We start from the raw sequence: 13,502 nt of genomic DNA on the forward strand, positions 1-13,502 counted from the left end.
CGCGCAGTACCGCTACCAGCAGGACTACTACCGCCGCTGGCTGGCGCAGCAATCGCGCTGGAACGCGAGCCGTTACGACTATTACAGCGCGATTGCTGCGCCAGCCAGCGGCGGTAGTAGTCCTGCTGGTAGCGGTACTGCGCGTTGCGGCGCATGCGCTCCAGTTCGCGGTTGCGCTGCTCGATCTGGTGGCGGCGCGCGGCTTCGGTGCGTTGCCATTCGTTGGCGCGGTTGCGCTGCTCGGCGATCTGGCGCTGCCGCCACTCGTTGTTGTTGCGTTGGTCGTTGCGGCGGTCATCGCGCTGATCGCGCGCACGCTGCTCGGCGATGATGCGCTGCCGCTGTTCGCTCACGGTGTTGCGACGGTCGTCGTTGCGGTCGTCACGCCAGTCGCGGCGATCGTTACGCTGCTCGGCGATCCCGCGCTGCTGCTGCGTGCGCTCACGCTCGGCACGCTGGGTGTCGATCTGCCGCTGCGCCTGCTGGCGGCGCAGTTCCTCGACCCGGCCCTGCTCGGCAATGCGGCTGCGCTGCGCTTCGACCCTGCGCTGGCCTTCCACGGCACGGCGCTCATCCTGCTGCTGCGCACGCTGGCGCACTGCCTCGCGCTGCTGTTGCTCGGGTGCCTGCACCGGCACCTCGCGCTGGCGTTGCTGGCGCGGGTTGTCGGCGCGCTGTTCCTTGCGCGGCTTGCGGTCGTCGCGGTCGTTGTCGTCGTCCCGCTGCTGGGCAAAGGCTGGCGTGATGGCGCCAAGGCCAAACAGAAGGCCCAGCAGGGTGGTGGCAAGGCGGTTGGTGGTGGTAACGCGGTTCATGTTGTCCTCCAGCCGGCGCGACCCCTTCGCACCGTTGCGCGCAGTTAGCGGTTCGGCGGATGAATCGGTGCTTACATTTCCGGCCCCCGGGCCGACGTGCAGGAAACGTGAAAGCTGCTATTCAGATTCGCGATGCCGAAGCGTTCCTGCCGGGCGTGACCAACGACAGGCCCGCATCGCCGGGCGACGTGCGAAAGTGACGCATCCATCCGAGGGGATATCCGATGCGTCTTCGCCATTGCCTGCTTGCAAGCGCGCTTTGCCTGCCCGTGTTCACTGCCCACGCCACGCAGCCGGCATTGACTGCAACCACCGAAGCCACCGGCCTGCCACGCGCGCCGGAGCAGGAGGCGGTGACCTTCGAGCGCGCCGAGCTGTCGTTCAAGGTGGATCCGGCGCGCAAGCATCTGGCGGGTGATGCCGTGCTGACCTTCCGCATCGACAAGCCACTGTCGATGCTGGTGGTGGATCTGGATCGCAATTACACGGTCGATCTGGTCGAGGTGGATGACAAGCCCGCGCGCTGGCAAAACCCGGAAGGCCGCATGCGCGTGGAGCTGCCGCAGCCGCTGGCGGCGGGCGCGCAAACCCGCTTGCGCATCCGCTATGCCGGCCAGCCGCACGTGGCCAAGCGCGCGCCGTGGGATGGCGGCTTCGTCTGGGCCACCGCGCCCACCGGCGAGCCGTGGATCGCAAGCGCAGTGCAGGGCGAGGGTTGCGATCTGTTCTGGCCCTGCATCGATCATCCGCTGGCCGAACCGCTGGAAGTGGTGCAGCACATCACCGTGCCGAGTCCACTGGTGGCCGCCGGCAACGGCATCGCCGAAGGCATGGACGAGCGTGACGGCTGGCGCACGTATCACTGGCGTGCGAAATCGCCGAACACCTATGCCATCGCCCTCAACATCGGCCCGTATGAAGTGCTGGAAGGCGAATACAGATCGCGCCACGGCAACGTGATCCCGCTGCGCTACTGGCATCTGAAGGGCAACCGCGCCAAGGCCGAGGCCCTGTTCGCCGAGTTCACGCCGATGCTGGCCTTCTTCGAGGAAACGGTCGGCCCGTATCCGTTCGCCGACGAGAAGATGGGCGTGGTGGAAACGCCGCATCTGGGCATGGAGCACCAGACCATCAATGCCTACGGCAATGACTACCGCAAGGACGAGAACGGCTACGACTGGCTGCTGCAGCACGAGTTCGCCCACGAATGGTTTGGCAACCAACTGACCAACAAGGGTTGGGACGACATGTGGCTGCACGAGGGCTTCGGCACCTACATGCAGCCGCTGTACCTGCAATGGCTGCGCGGTGACATGGAGTATTTCGCGGGGCTGATGAAGCAGCGGGTGACGCTGGCGAACAAGTACCCGATCGTTTCCGGCAGCGCCAAGTCGGAAAAGGAAGTCTATGACGGCAAGCGCGGGCCGGGGCTGGACATCTATTACAAGGGGTCGTGGATTCTGCACACGCTGCGCGGCTTGATTGGCGATGCCGCCTTCTTCGCGGCCACCCGCGAGCTGGTCTATGGCCGGCCCGATCCGGCGCCCGGCAATTTCAAGCCGCGTTATGGCACCACGCAGGACTTCATCGACGCCGTGAACCGCAACACCGGCGGCGATTACCGCTGGTTCTTCGATGTGTACCTGCGTTCTGCGAAGTTGCCGCAACTGCTGGCGACGCACGAAGGCGGAACGCTGCGGTTGCGCTGGAAAACCGAGGGCGACAAACCCTTCCCGATGTCGGTGCAGGTGCGCGTTGGCGACAAAGTGGTGGATGTGCCGATGACGGGCGGGCAGGGCCGTATCGAAGTGTCGGATGGCGTGAGCTACACGCTTGATCCGCATTCCAAGCTGCTGCGTGACCTGCCGCAGATCGAGGCCTTCCAGAAGGACAAGCAGGAGCGCGCGGCCGCAGGCAAGGACACTGGCACGCGGCCCGGACAATAGGGTGGGGCTTGCCCCACCGCTTGAGCCTGTGCGTTGCCCATCAATGGTGGGCCAAGGCCCACCCTACCGCGACTGCAGCCAGCGCGTTGCGCCTTCGCCGGCGCGCAGGCCGCTGGCGAAGCAGGCGGTGAGCAGATAGCCGCCGGTCGGCGCTTCCCAGTCCAGCATTTCGCCTGCCGCGAACACGCCCGGCAACTCGCGCAGCATCAGCGCATCGTCCAGCGCTTCCAGTCGCACCCCACCTGCGGTGGAGATGGTTTCCGCCATCGGGCGCGGGCGCAGCAGGCGCAGCGGCAGGCGCTTGATCGTCGCTGCCACGCGCTGCATGTCCTGCAGCGCAGTCTTGTCCAAAACTTCAAATACCAACGCGGCCTTCGCGCAATCCAGCCCGGCCTGCCGGCGCAGGTGTTCGCCCAGGCTGCGGCCATTGCGCGGTTTGGCAAGCTCGGCTTGCAGGCGTGCAAGCGTGCGGCCCGGCGCAAGATCCAGATGCAGCAGGGCTTCGCCATCGCGGGCGATGGTCTCGCGCAGGTCAGCGGTGATGGCATAGATCAGGCTGCCTTCGATGCCGGTTTCGGTCAGCACGCATTCGCCTTGCAGGGCGTGTTCGATGTTGGCAGCGTCCCGCCAATAGGCGATCACCGGCTTCAGCGGCGCGCCGGCATGCTTCGATGCCAGGTGTTCGCTCCAGCCGATGTCGAAGCCGCAATTGGCCGGTTGCAGCGGCGCAATGTCGATGCCGCGCGCGGCCAGCATCTGCGTCCACGCGCCATCGGAACCCAGCTGCGGCCAACTGCCGCCGCCCAGCGCCAGCACCGTGGCATCGGCATCGAACAGCACTTCGCCATCCGGCGTGGTAAAGCGCAGCGCGCCGGCATCGTCCCAACCTGTCCAGCGGTGGTGGACGTGGAACTGCACGCCGCTTTCCTTCAGCCGACGTACCCAGCCGCGCAGCAGTGGCGCGGCCTTGCGATCCTGAGGAAACACGCGCCCTGAGCTTCCAACGTAAGTGTCGATACCGAAACCGCGCGCCCATTCGCGCAGGGCATCGGCATCGAACCCGTCCAGCCAGCGTCCGACCTGCGCCGCACGTTCGCGGTAGCGCGCATCAAAGGCTGGACGCGGCTCGGAATGGGTGAGGTTGAGCCCGCCCTTGCCGGCGATCAGGAACTTGCGGCCCACCGAACCCTTGGCCTCGAACAGGTGTACGTCGATGCCGCCAGCACGCGCGACTTCTGCCGCCATCAGGCCAGCGGGGCCACCGCCGATCACGGCAAGACGCGGCGGTTTGGTGGACGAAATCGACATCCGTGCATGATCCCATGCGTAAGGGCCGTAAAATGGCCGCATGATCCTGAATATCGCCGCCTACCTGTTCGTGGCCATCGATGATGTCGATGCCCTCACCACGCGCCTGCGCGAGCGCGCCTGCGTCTGCGACCTGCGCGGCACCGTGCTGGTCGCGCCGGAGGGCATCAATCTGTTCCTCGCCGGTGATGCCGACACGCTGCGCGGCTTCCTGGACTGGCTGCGCGCCGATCCGCGCTTTGCCGCGCTGCATGCGAAGGAAAGCTGGAGCGACGTGGTGCCATTCGCAAAGCTGAAAGTGAAGCGCAAGGCCGAAATCATCGCCTTCCGCCGTGAGCAGGCGTCGCCGCTGGACACCGGCGAACGCGCCCCAGCAGTCGATCCGCCAACACTGGCGCGCTGGCTGGCACAGGGGCATGACGATGCCGGCAAGCGCGTGGTGTTGCTGGACACGCGCAACCGCGAGGAGTTCGGCTTCGGCACCTTCAAGGATGCGTTGACCTTGCCCATCGACAATTTCACCGACCTGCCTGCCGCGCTTGCACCGCATCGCGAAGCCCTGCGCGACGCCACCGTGGTCAGTTTCTGCACCGGTGGCATCCGCTGCGAAAAGGCCGCGCTGTGGTTGCGCCACGATGGCATGCACAACCTGCTGCAACTGGATGGCGGCATCCTTGGCTATTTCGAGCAGGTGGGCGGTGCGGGTTATGACGGGCGCTGCTTCGTGTTCGACGAGCGTGTTGCGCTGGATGCGCAGCTCAAGCCGCTGGTGGATGGTGCTTCGGCGGAGGTGCGCGCATGAGCTGGGTCGCCATCGTCCTGATCGTGATTGGCGTGTGGGTGGCGCTCAAGGTCGCAGGCGCGCTGCTGAAGCTGGTGTTCTGGGGCGTGGCGCTGGTCGGCGTGTACTGGCTGCTTGCGCCGCATATGGGGTGGCCGCAGTTCTTTTGAGCGCTTGTTTCGGGTTTTCGTCATTCCGGCGAAAGCCGGAATCCAGCACTTGGGCCCCTTGTTGAAAAACTGGATTCCGGCTTTCGCCGGAATGACGGCGGTCAAGACAACAACGCCATCCCCGCCGCATGCCCGCTGGCCCATGCCCACTGGAAGTTGTAGCCGCCCAGCCAGCCGGTCACATCCACCACTTCGCCGATGAAATACAGGCCGGGGACGTGTTTGGACATCATCGTGGTTGAAGAAAGCCCGTCGGTATCCACGCCGCCCAGCGTCACTTCCGCCGTGCGATAGCCTTCGGTGCCGCTGGCGATCAGCGGCCAGTTATTGAGTAACTCGGTGATGGCGCGCAGTTCAGGCGCGTTGTACTGGCGCATCGGTTTGCTGGTGATCCAGTGCTCGCACAGGCGTTGGGCGAAGCGCTTGGGCATGACCTCGCCCAGCAGCGTTTTCAGTTCGGCATCGCGGCGCGCGTGTTGCCATTCGTCGAGTTGCGCAGCGGTGTCGATGCCGGGCAGCAGGTCGAGCTGCAGTTCCTCGCCCGGCTGCCAGTACGAACTGATTTGCAGGATCGCCGGGCCGCTGATGCCGCGATGGGTGATGAGCATGAAATTGCGAAAGATCGCGCCGTTGTTGCGCGCTTCCACCGGCAGCGAGACGCCCGCCAGATCATGCAGGCGTTCGGCGTGCGTGCCGGACAGCGTGAGCGGCACAAGGCCCGCGCGGGTTGGCAAGACGTCATGCCCGAACTGGCGCGCAAGCTGATAGCCAAAGCCGCTTGCGCCCATGCTGGGAATCGACAACCCGCCGCTGGCGATGACCAGCGATGGCGCGGTGAACGTGCCTTGCGATGTGCGCAGAATGAAGCTGCCATCATCCGCGTGTTCGACCCGTTCGATGGCGCAGTGGGTACGGATTTCGACGCAGGCGGCTTCGCATTCGGCCAGCAGCATCGCCACGATCTGCTTCGACGATTGATCGCAGAACAACTGCCCGAGTTCCTTCTCGTGCCAGGCGATGCCGTGCCGCTCCACCAGTTCGATGAAATGCCAGGGCGTGTAGCGCGCCAGCGCCGATTTGCAGAAATGCGGATTGGCGGAAATGTAGTTGGCCGGCGTGGTGCCGGTATTGGTGAAATTGCAGCGCCCGCCGCCGGACATCAGGATTTTCTTGCCGACCTTGTTGGCATGGTCGATGACGATCACGCGCAGCCCGCGCTTACCTGCGGCAATCGCACACATCAGCCCGGCGGCACCGGCACCGATGACCAGCGCATCGGCGCGGTTCACACCCACTCGCGCGAGGGCAGGGTGATGCGCCGTTGTGGACGGCCCACGAGGTCGAGGAAGTTGTTGAACACGGCGTCCGCGCGTTCCTGCATGCCTTGGATGTGGCGTTCGGTATCGGCGCGGATCGTGGCTTCGTCGTGGCTGCCGGCAAGCTGTTCCAGTTCGGCGCGATAGGCCGGGTTGGCAAGCCAGCGTTCGATCAGCGGCTGATCCATTTCCAGATGGAACTGGAAGCCATAGGCGTTGTCGCCCCAGCGGAACGCCTGCTGCTCGCAGACATCGCCGGTCATCAGCTGGGTGGCGGTAGCGGGAATCTGGAAATGCTGGCCGTGCCACTGGAACACCGGCGTGGATGCGCCCAGCGGCGACAGCACCGGGTCGGCCTTGCCGGCATCGGTGGCATGCACGGGGTACCAGCCGATTTCCGGCGTGTGATGGCGCTGCACCGGCGCGCCCAATACGTGTGCCAGCAATTGCGAGCCAAGGCAGATGCCCAGCACCGGGCGACCCAGTTCCAGCATGCGTTCGATGGCGGCCAGTTCCGTGCGCAGGTGCGCGCGATGCGACTGGTCTTCCACGTTCATCGGCCCGCCCAGCACCACCAGCCCCTTGTAGCGATCCACATCGGGCTGCGCGTCCGGGTCGCGTTCGAAATTGACGAAGCGGATGCGATGCCCGCGCCGCCGGATCAGCGGATCGAGCGTGCCAAGCGGCTCGGCGGCAACGTGCTGGAAGACGAGGATGCGGGACATGGGAAAACTATGCCAAAGGCGGCGGGCATCAGGCCATCGCCGGTTGCCATGCGGATATGCGGGTGCAGCAACTCCCGTTTTCCGTAGCTGCCGAGCTTGCTCGGCAGAGGGCCATGCGGAGCAAGCTCCGCATCTACGGTTCGATGGCGTGGCGGATCAAGGACTGCGCGGCTTGAACCCACCCGGCTTGCGCGGGCCACCGGGGCCGGGCTTGCCGCCACGCGGCGGGCCGAAGCTGCGCTTGCGCTTGGGAGCGTCGATATCGGCATCCTCCGCCGGACGCATGCGCAGCGGGCGGCTTGCCACGCGCACGCCCTGCATGTGCTGCAGCAGTTCCGGCGGCATGCCTTCGGGCAGATCGACCAGCGTGTAGTCCTCGCGGATGTCGATGCGACCGATGTAGCGGGCTTCGAGGTCGGCCTCGTTGGCGATCGCGCCGACGATGTTGCCCGGCTGTGCGCCATGCTGGTAGCCGACTTCGATGCGGAAGGTCTGCATCGCGACCTGCGGTGCATCGTGTTTTTGCTCGTCATTCCGGCGAAAGCCGGAATCCAGCTTTATGTTTTTCCTGTCAGATCCAGAAGCTGGATTCCGGCTTTCGCCGGAATGACGGTCTGGACGCACTTCAAAGGCCTTTTCCGGCCTCACCGGTTGCGGCAGCAGCAGCGGCGTCTTGCCCTGCACCAGTTGTGCCAGCGCGGCGGCGATCTCCACCGCCGGCACGTTCTTCTCGCGTTCGTAGCGTTCCACCAGGTCACGGAACACGGCGAGTTCCTTGCTGGCAAGCGCGCCTTCGATCCGGCCCATGAACTTGGCGACCCGCTGCTCGTTGACCACATCGACGCTGGGCAGGTTCATCTGCTCGATCTTCTGCCGCGTCGCGCGCTCGATCGCGCCCAGCATGCCGCGCTCGCGCGGGGCCACGAACAGCACCGCCTCGCCCTTGCGACCGGCGCGGCCGGTGCGGCCAATGCGGTGTACGTAGCTTTCGGTGTCGTAGGGAATGTCGTAGTTCAGCACGTGGCTGATCCGCTCCACGTCCAGCCCGCGCGCGGCCACGTCGGTGGCCACCAGCACATCAAGTTGGCCGTCCTTGAGCTTCTGGATGGTGCGTTCGCGGGTCTTCTGCTCCACGTCGCCGTTGATCGCCGCCGCGCTGAAACCGCGCGCAGCCAGCTTCTCCGCCAGTTCCTCGGTGCCCAGCTTGGTGCGGGCGAACACGATCATGGCGTCGAAGGGTTCGGCTTCCATGATCCGGGTCAGCGCGTCCAGCTTGTTGACGCCGCTGACCATCCAGTAGCGCTGGCGGATGTTCTCGGCGGTGGTGGTCTGCGCCTTGATCGCGACTTCGACCGGGTCTTTCAGGTAGGTCTGGGCGATGCGCTTGATCTGCACCGGCATCGTGGCCGAGAACAGCGCCACCTGCCGCGTGTCCGGGGTCTTCTTGAGGACGGCTTCGACATCATCGATGAAGCCCATCCGCAGCATCTCGTCGGCTTCGTCCAGCACCAGCAGCCGCAGCTGCGACAGGTCGAGTGAACCGCGTTCCAGATGGTCGATGACGCGGCCCGGCGTGCCGACCACAACATGCACGCCGCGCTTCAGTGCATGCAACTGCGGGCCGTAGCCCTGACCGCCGTAGATCGGCAGCACGTGGAAGCCGGGGATGTGGTGGGCGTATTTCTGGAAAGCCTCGGCCACCTGGATCGCAAGCTCGCGGGTGGGGGCCAGCACCAGCACCTGCGGCTTGCCGGGCGCGGCATCCAGCCGTGCCAGCGCGGGCAGGGCGAACGCGGCGGTCTTGCCGGTGCCGGTCTGCGCCTGTCCCAGCACGTCGCGGCCCGCCAGCAGTGGCGGGATGGTGGCGGCCTGGATGGGGCTGGGCGTCTCGTAGCCAACCTCGCGCAGCGCGGTTAGCAGGGTCTCGGGCAGGCCAAGGTCGGAAAACAGGATGGGTGTGGTATCGGCGCTCATGCGGCCTCGCGGCGTTGTCGCCGAACAGGTGGAAAGCGCACAGTGTACGCGCCGTCTGCCGAGCAAGCGCTCCACGTGCATCTGGATGCGAACGATTCTCGCCTTTGCGCTGCATTAGACCAAAGACGTAATGCCGACGATTTCACCCGGATGCATGGCCGCAGGTATGGCCGTGCGTGTGCATGCGCGGCTACAATAATGCGGATATAGCGAGCGGCCTCGTGCCGGCAAGCCCCAGAACAACCACCGAGGCACGCGTGCTGGCCGAATACCTGCCCACCCTGCTGTTCCTGATCGTTGCCACCGGCATCGGCATTGCGCTGATCATCGTGGGCAACGTGCTTGGCCCGAAGCGGCCCGACTTCGACAAGCTCGCGCCCTACGAGTGCGGCTTCGGCGCGTTCGAAAACGCGCGCATGCCGTTCGACGTGCGTTATTACCTGATCGCCATCCAGTTCATCATTTTCGATCTGGAAATCATCTTCATCGTGCCTTGGACCCTGGTCTTCCAGGAGCTTGGCCCGCGCGGGCTGGTCACCATGGGCCTGTTCGTGGGCATGCTGTTCCTCGGCTTCGTGTACGTCTGGAAGCGCGGCGCGCTGGAGTGGGAATGAGCAACATCGTCCAGAAGGTTTTGGAAGCCGCCAGCAATCCGCTGCCCGAAGGGCGGCTGGACGACATCCTGCGCCCGGAAGGCGACAATCCGCTGCTGCAGAACGGTTTCGTCACCACCAGCATGGATGCGCTGTGGAACTGGGCGCGCACCGGCTCGATGTGGCCGATGACCTTTGGCCTTGCCTGCTGCGCGGTGGAAATGATGCATGCCGGTGCAGCGCGCCTGGATCTTGACCGCTACGGCGTGGTGTTCCGCCCGTCGCCTCGCCAGTCCGACGTGATGATCGTGGCCGGCACCCTGTGCAACAAGATGGCCCCGGCGCTGCGCAAGGTCTATGACCAGATGCCTGACCCGAAGTGGGTGATCTCGATGGGCAGCTGCGCCAACGGCGGCGGCTACTACCACTATTCGTATTCCGTCGTGCGCGGCTGTGACCGCGTGGTGCCGGTGGACGTGTACGTGCCGGGCTGTCCGCCGACTGCCGAAGCGCTGGTGTACGGCATCCTGCAACTGCAGAAGAAAATCCGCCGGATGGAACAGAACCCGTTCTCGCGGACGCCGAAGCCGGAGGGCGCGCGCGCATGAGCACGACGCTCGTCAATGAGCTGATCGGCCGCTTCGGCGAGCAGGCCGTCCACGTTGCGCAGCCGCGCGGCGAGGTCACGCTGGAAGTGCCTGCTGCCGATTACGCGGCCGTCTGCACGGAACTGCGCGATGTGTTCGGCTTCGACACCTTCATCGACCTGTGCGGCATCGACTACCTGAGTTTCGGCAACGACGAATGGGATACCGACGGCGTTTCCGCCGAAGGCTTCAGCCGTGGCGTGGAAGGCAAGGGGCCGGGTCGTTTCAAGTGGGGCGAGCAGCCCAGCCATCAAGTCGCCGCGTCGACCTCGATTGCGCCCGATGAACTGCCGGGCCGCCGTTATGCGTCCGTCCTGCACCTGCTGTCGATTGCCCGCAACCTGCGCCTGCGCGTGCGCTGCTTCGCGCCCGACAACAGCCTGCCGGTGGTGGCGTCCGTCACCGGCATCTGGCCGGGAGCCAACTGGTTCGAGCGCGAAGCCTTCGACCTGTACGGCATCATCTTCGACGGTCATCCGGATCTGCGCCGCATCCTCACCGACTACGGTTTCGTCGGTCATCCGTTCCGCAAGGATTTCCCGCTGATCGGCAACGTGGAAGTGCGTTACGACGAGCAGAAGAAGCGCGTGGTGTATGAACCCGTCACATCGGTCGAGCCGCGCGTTGGCGTGCCGCGCGTGATTCGCGACGACGCCCGCTTCGCCACCGCGCAGGCCGAACGCGGCAACAAGATCCTTGAGCGGGAGGCCCGCCGATGAGCGCGCATGCCATGCCCACCAGCGATGCCTTCGCCAGCAGCCCGGCGGAAGCGCAGCAGGAAATCCGCAACTACACGCTGAACTTCGGCCCGCAGCATCCCGCCGCGCACGGCGTGCTGCGCCTGATCCTCGAAATGGACGGCGAAGTCGTGCGCCGCGCCGACCCGCACGTTGGCCTGCTGCACCGTGGCACCGAGAAGCTGGCCGAATCCAAGCCGTTCAACCAGTCGATCGGCTACATGGATCGCCTCGACTACTGCTCGATGATGTGCAACGAGCACGCCTACGTGCGCGCCATCGAAACGCTGCTGGGCGTGGAAGCGCCCGAGCGCGCGCAGTGGATCCGCACCCTGTTCGACGAGGTCACCCGCATCCTGAACCACCTGATGTGGGTGGGTTCCAATGCGCTCGACCTTGGCGCGATGGCGGTGTTCCTGTACGCCTTCCGCGAACGCGAAGAACTGATGGACTGCTACGAGGCGGTCAGCGGCGCGCGCATGCACGCGGCCTATTACCGCCCCGGCGGCGTCTATCGCGACCTGCCGGAACGGATGCCGCAGTACAAGGAATCGCCGTGGCGCAAGGGGCAGAAGCTCAAGCGCTTCAATGAATGGCGCGAAGGTTCGCTGCTCGACTATCTGGAGCACTTCTGCGCGGACTTCCCGAAGCGCGTGGATGAGTATGAAACCCTGCTCACCGACAACCGCATCTGGAAGCAGCGCACCGTCGGCATCGGCGTGGTCAGTCCCGAACAGGCCAAGGCATGGGGCATGAGTGGCGCGATGCTGCGTGGTTCCGGCATCGCATGGGACCTGCGCAAGAAGCAGCCCTATGCGAAGTATGCCGAGGTCGATTTCGACATCCCGGTGGGCGTCAACGGTGACTGCTACGACCGCTATCTGGTGCGCATCGCCGAGATGCGCCAGTCCACCCGCATCATCCAGCAGTGCGTGCGCTGGCTGAAGGCCAACCCCGGCCCGGTGATGCTGGACAACTACAAGGTGTCGCCGCCGTCGCGTGAAGCGATGAAGGACGACATGGAAGCCCTCATCCACCACTTCAAGCTGTTCTCGGAAGGCTATTGCGTGCCTGCCGGCGAGACCTATGCCGCAGTGGAAGCGCCGAAGGGCGAGTTCGGCTGCTATCTGGTCAGCGACGGTGCCAACAAGCCGTTCCGCGTCCACCTGCGTGCGCCGGGCTTCGCCCATCTGTCGTCGATGGACGAGATCGTGAAGGGCCACATGCTGGCCGACGTGGTGGCGATGATTGGTACCTACGACATTGTGTTCGGTGAGGTGGATCGGTGAGAGCGACCGGTAATTTCGAGGCCTGCCGCAACGTCGATCCGATGGTGGCACTGTCGGACGCAACGCGCGCGCATATCGACCACTGGCTGACCAAGTTCCCGCCGGATCGCAAGCGCTCTGCCGTGTTGCAGGGCCTGCATGCCGCGCAGGAACAGAACGGCGGCTGGCTGAGCGACGAGATCATCGCCGCCGTGGCGAAGTATCTGGACATCCCGCCGGTGTGGGCCTACGAGGTCGCCACTTTCTATTCGATGTTCGAAACGCAGAAAGTGGGCCGCAACAACGTCGCCTTCTGCACCAACATCAGCTGCTGGCTCAACGGCGCGGAAGACCTTGTCGCGCACGCCGAGAAAAAGCTGGGCTGCAGGCTGGGCGAATCCACCGCCGATGGTCGCGTTTACCTGAAGCGCGAAGAAGAATGCGTGGCCGCCTGCTGCGGCGCGCCGGTGGTGGTCATCAACGGGCATTACCACGAGAAGCTCGACGCCGCGAAGGTGGACGAGCTGCTGGACGGGCTGAAGTAATGGCAGGCCACTCTCACTATTCCGAGGGCTATGGCCCGGTCGGCCCGGCACCGAAGGAGCATCAGGCGGTCTATGTGACGCTGCACTTCGACAAGCCGTGGTCGTACGAGAACTACCTCAAGACCGGCGGCTATCAGGCGCTGCGCAAGATCCTGACCGAGAAGATTCCGCCTGCCGACATCATCGAGATGGTGAAGGCGTCGGGCCTGCGCGGTCGCGGTGGCGCGGGCTTCCCGACCGGCCTGAAGTGGAGCTTCATGCCGAAGCACGACGGCGAGAAGTACATCCTGTGCAACTCGGACGAATCCGAGCCGGGTACCGCCAAGGACCGCGACATCCTGCGCTACAACCCGCATGCGGTGCTGGAAGGCCTCGCCATCGCCTGCTACGCCACCAATACCAAGGTGGCCTACAACTACATGCGCGGCGAGTTCCACCACGAGCCGTTCGAGCACATCGAGGAAGCGCTGGCCGAAGCCTACAAGCACGGCTGGCTGGGCAAGGACATCCTTGGTTCCGGCATCGACATCGACATCTACAACGCGCTGGGCGCGGGTGCCTACATCTGCGGCGAGGAAACCGCGCTGATGGAGTCGCTGGAAGGCAAGAAGGGCCAGCCGCGCTACAAGCCGCCGTTCCCGGCCAACTTCGGCCTGTACGGCAAGCCGACCACGATC

At 65.2% G+C, this 13,502-nt stretch carries 12 protein-coding genes and 2 pseudogenes; 9 read left to right on the forward strand and 5 right to left on the reverse strand.

Features of this window, described 5'->3' with window-relative positions:
- Positions 1-815: pseudogene (locus tag QM612_RS11075) on the reverse strand (hypothetical protein); the annotation flags it as partial.
- 224 nt (positions 816-1,039) lie between these two features.
- On the opposite strand from QM612_RS11075, the gene QM612_RS11080 reads away from it, so the two are divergent.
- Positions 1,040-2,761 (forward strand): M1 family metallopeptidase, encoded by a 1,722-nt coding sequence (locus QM612_RS11080; RefSeq protein ID WP_415253945.1) that lies wholly within the window; start codon positions 1,040-1,042, stop codon positions 2,759-2,761.
- A gap of 63 nt (positions 2,762-2,824) precedes the next feature.
- Here QM612_RS11080 and QM612_RS11085 read toward each other — a convergent pair whose 3' ends face one another.
- Positions 2,825-4,069 carry a TIGR03862 family flavoprotein gene (locus QM612_RS11085; RefSeq protein WP_415253946.1) on the reverse strand — a complete coding sequence of 415 codons (1,245 nt, stop codon included), beginning with the start codon at positions 4,067-4,069 and terminating at the stop codon, positions 2,825-2,827.
- A 40-nt stretch (positions 4,070-4,109) separates the two neighbouring features.
- Here QM612_RS11085 and QM612_RS11090 point away from each other — a divergent pair, with 40 nt between their 5' ends.
- The gene (locus tag QM612_RS11090; protein WP_415253947.1) at positions 4,110-4,871 is read left to right on the forward strand and encodes a sulfurtransferase; all 762 of its coding nucleotides are present in this window, start codon (positions 4,110-4,112) and stop codon (positions 4,869-4,871) included.
- Positions 4,868-5,020, forward strand: a complete 153-nt coding sequence (locus QM612_RS11095; protein ID WP_415253948.1) for a hypothetical protein — start codon at positions 4,868-4,870, stop codon at positions 5,018-5,020. Before QM612_RS11090 ends, QM612_RS11095 begins: the two co-directional genes overlap by 4 nt.
- Positions 5,021-5,121: 101 nt before the next feature.
- Here QM612_RS11095 and QM612_RS11100 read toward each other — a convergent pair whose 3' ends face one another.
- From QM612_RS11100 to QM612_RS11110, 3 genes are all read right to left on the reverse strand, one after another.
- Positions 5,122-6,261 carry an NAD(P)/FAD-dependent oxidoreductase gene (locus QM612_RS11100; protein WP_415253954.1) on the reverse strand — a complete coding sequence of 380 codons (1,140 nt, stop codon included), beginning with the start codon at positions 6,259-6,261 and terminating at the stop codon, positions 5,122-5,124.
- 44 nt (positions 6,262-6,305) lie between these two features.
- Positions 6,306-7,061: a type 1 glutamine amidotransferase gene (locus tag QM612_RS11105; RefSeq protein WP_415253949.1), complete on the reverse strand. Its 756-nt coding sequence runs from the start codon at positions 7,059-7,061 to the stop codon at positions 6,306-6,308.
- Positions 7,062-7,217: 156 nt separating this feature from the next.
- Positions 7,218-9,035, reverse strand: a complete 1,818-nt coding sequence (locus QM612_RS11110; RefSeq protein ID WP_415253950.1) for a DEAD/DEAH box helicase — start codon at positions 9,033-9,035, stop codon at positions 7,218-7,220.
- 257 nt (positions 9,036-9,292) lie between these two features.
- Here QM612_RS11110 and QM612_RS11115 point away from each other — a divergent pair, with 257 nt between their 5' ends.
- The 6 genes and pseudogenes from QM612_RS11115 to QM612_RS11140 form a co-directional block, all read left to right on the forward strand.
- On the forward strand, positions 9,293-9,649 hold the full coding sequence (locus QM612_RS11115; protein WP_415253955.1) for an NADH-quinone oxidoreductase subunit A: 357 nt from the start codon (positions 9,293-9,295) through the stop codon (positions 9,647-9,649).
- A complete protein-coding gene (locus tag QM612_RS11120; protein ID WP_415253951.1) occupies positions 9,646-10,236 on the forward strand; it encodes a NuoB/complex I 20 kDa subunit family protein in 591 nt (196 codons plus the stop codon). Before QM612_RS11115 ends, QM612_RS11120 begins: the two co-directional genes overlap by 4 nt.
- Positions 10,233-10,994: an NADH-quinone oxidoreductase subunit C gene (locus QM612_RS11125; protein WP_415253952.1), complete on the forward strand. Its 762-nt coding sequence runs from the start codon at positions 10,233-10,235 to the stop codon at positions 10,992-10,994. Before QM612_RS11120 ends, QM612_RS11125 begins: the two co-directional genes overlap by 4 nt.
- Positions 10,995-11,005: 11 nt before the next feature.
- On the forward strand, positions 11,006-12,301 hold the full coding sequence (locus tag QM612_RS11130) for an NADH-quinone oxidoreductase subunit D (protein ID WP_415253956.1): 1,296 nt from the start codon (positions 11,006-11,008) through the stop codon (positions 12,299-12,301).
- Positions 12,298-12,825, forward strand: coding sequence for an NADH-quinone oxidoreductase subunit NuoE (gene nuoE, locus QM612_RS11135; protein WP_415253953.1), 528 nt, complete (start codon positions 12,298-12,300; stop codon positions 12,823-12,825). Before QM612_RS11130 ends, nuoE begins: the two co-directional genes overlap by 4 nt.
- Positions 12,825-13,502: pseudogene (locus QM612_RS11140) on the forward strand (NADH-quinone oxidoreductase subunit F); the annotation flags it as partial. The gene nuoE and the pseudogene QM612_RS11140, both read left to right, overlap by 1 nt.

This window comes from Thermomonas sp. (assembly GCF_047606765.1).
In the GTDB taxonomy this organism is placed as follows: Bacteria; Pseudomonadota; Gammaproteobacteria; order Xanthomonadales; family Xanthomonadaceae; genus Thermomonas.

Bases quoted from the DNA above. Each gene is read 5' to 3' on its own strand.
- QM612_RS11110 (WP_415253950.1), bottom strand. From the start codon at position 9,035: ATGAGCGCCGATACCACACCCATCCTGTTTTCCGACCTTGGCCTGCCC.
- QM612_RS11090 (WP_415253947.1), top strand. From the start codon at position 4,110: ATGATCCTGAATATCGCCGCCTACCTGTTCGTGGCCATCGATGATGTC.
- QM612_RS11085 (WP_415253946.1), bottom strand. From the start codon at position 4,069: ATGTCGATTTCGTCCACCAAACCGCCGCGTCTTGCCGTGATCGGCGGT.
- QM612_RS11105 (WP_415253949.1), bottom strand. From the start codon at position 7,061: ATGTCCCGCATCCTCGTCTTCCAGCACGTTGCCGCCGAGCCGCTTGGC.
- QM612_RS11125 (WP_415253952.1), top strand. From the start codon at position 10,233: ATGAGCACGACGCTCGTCAATGAGCTGATCGGCCGCTTCGGCGAGCAG.
- QM612_RS11100 (WP_415253954.1), bottom strand. From the start codon at position 6,261: ATGTGTGCGATTGCCGCAGGTAAGCGCGGGCTGCGCGTGATCGTCATC.
- QM612_RS11130 (WP_415253956.1), top strand. From the start codon at position 11,006: ATGCCCACCAGCGATGCCTTCGCCAGCAGCCCGGCGGAAGCGCAGCAG.
- QM612_RS11095 (WP_415253948.1), top strand. From the start codon at position 4,868: ATGAGCTGGGTCGCCATCGTCCTGATCGTGATTGGCGTGTGGGTGGCG.
- QM612_RS11080 (WP_415253945.1), top strand. From the start codon at position 1,040: ATGCGTCTTCGCCATTGCCTGCTTGCAAGCGCGCTTTGCCTGCCCGTG.
- QM612_RS11120 (WP_415253951.1), top strand. From the start codon at position 9,646: ATGAGCAACATCGTCCAGAAGGTTTTGGAAGCCGCCAGCAATCCGCTG.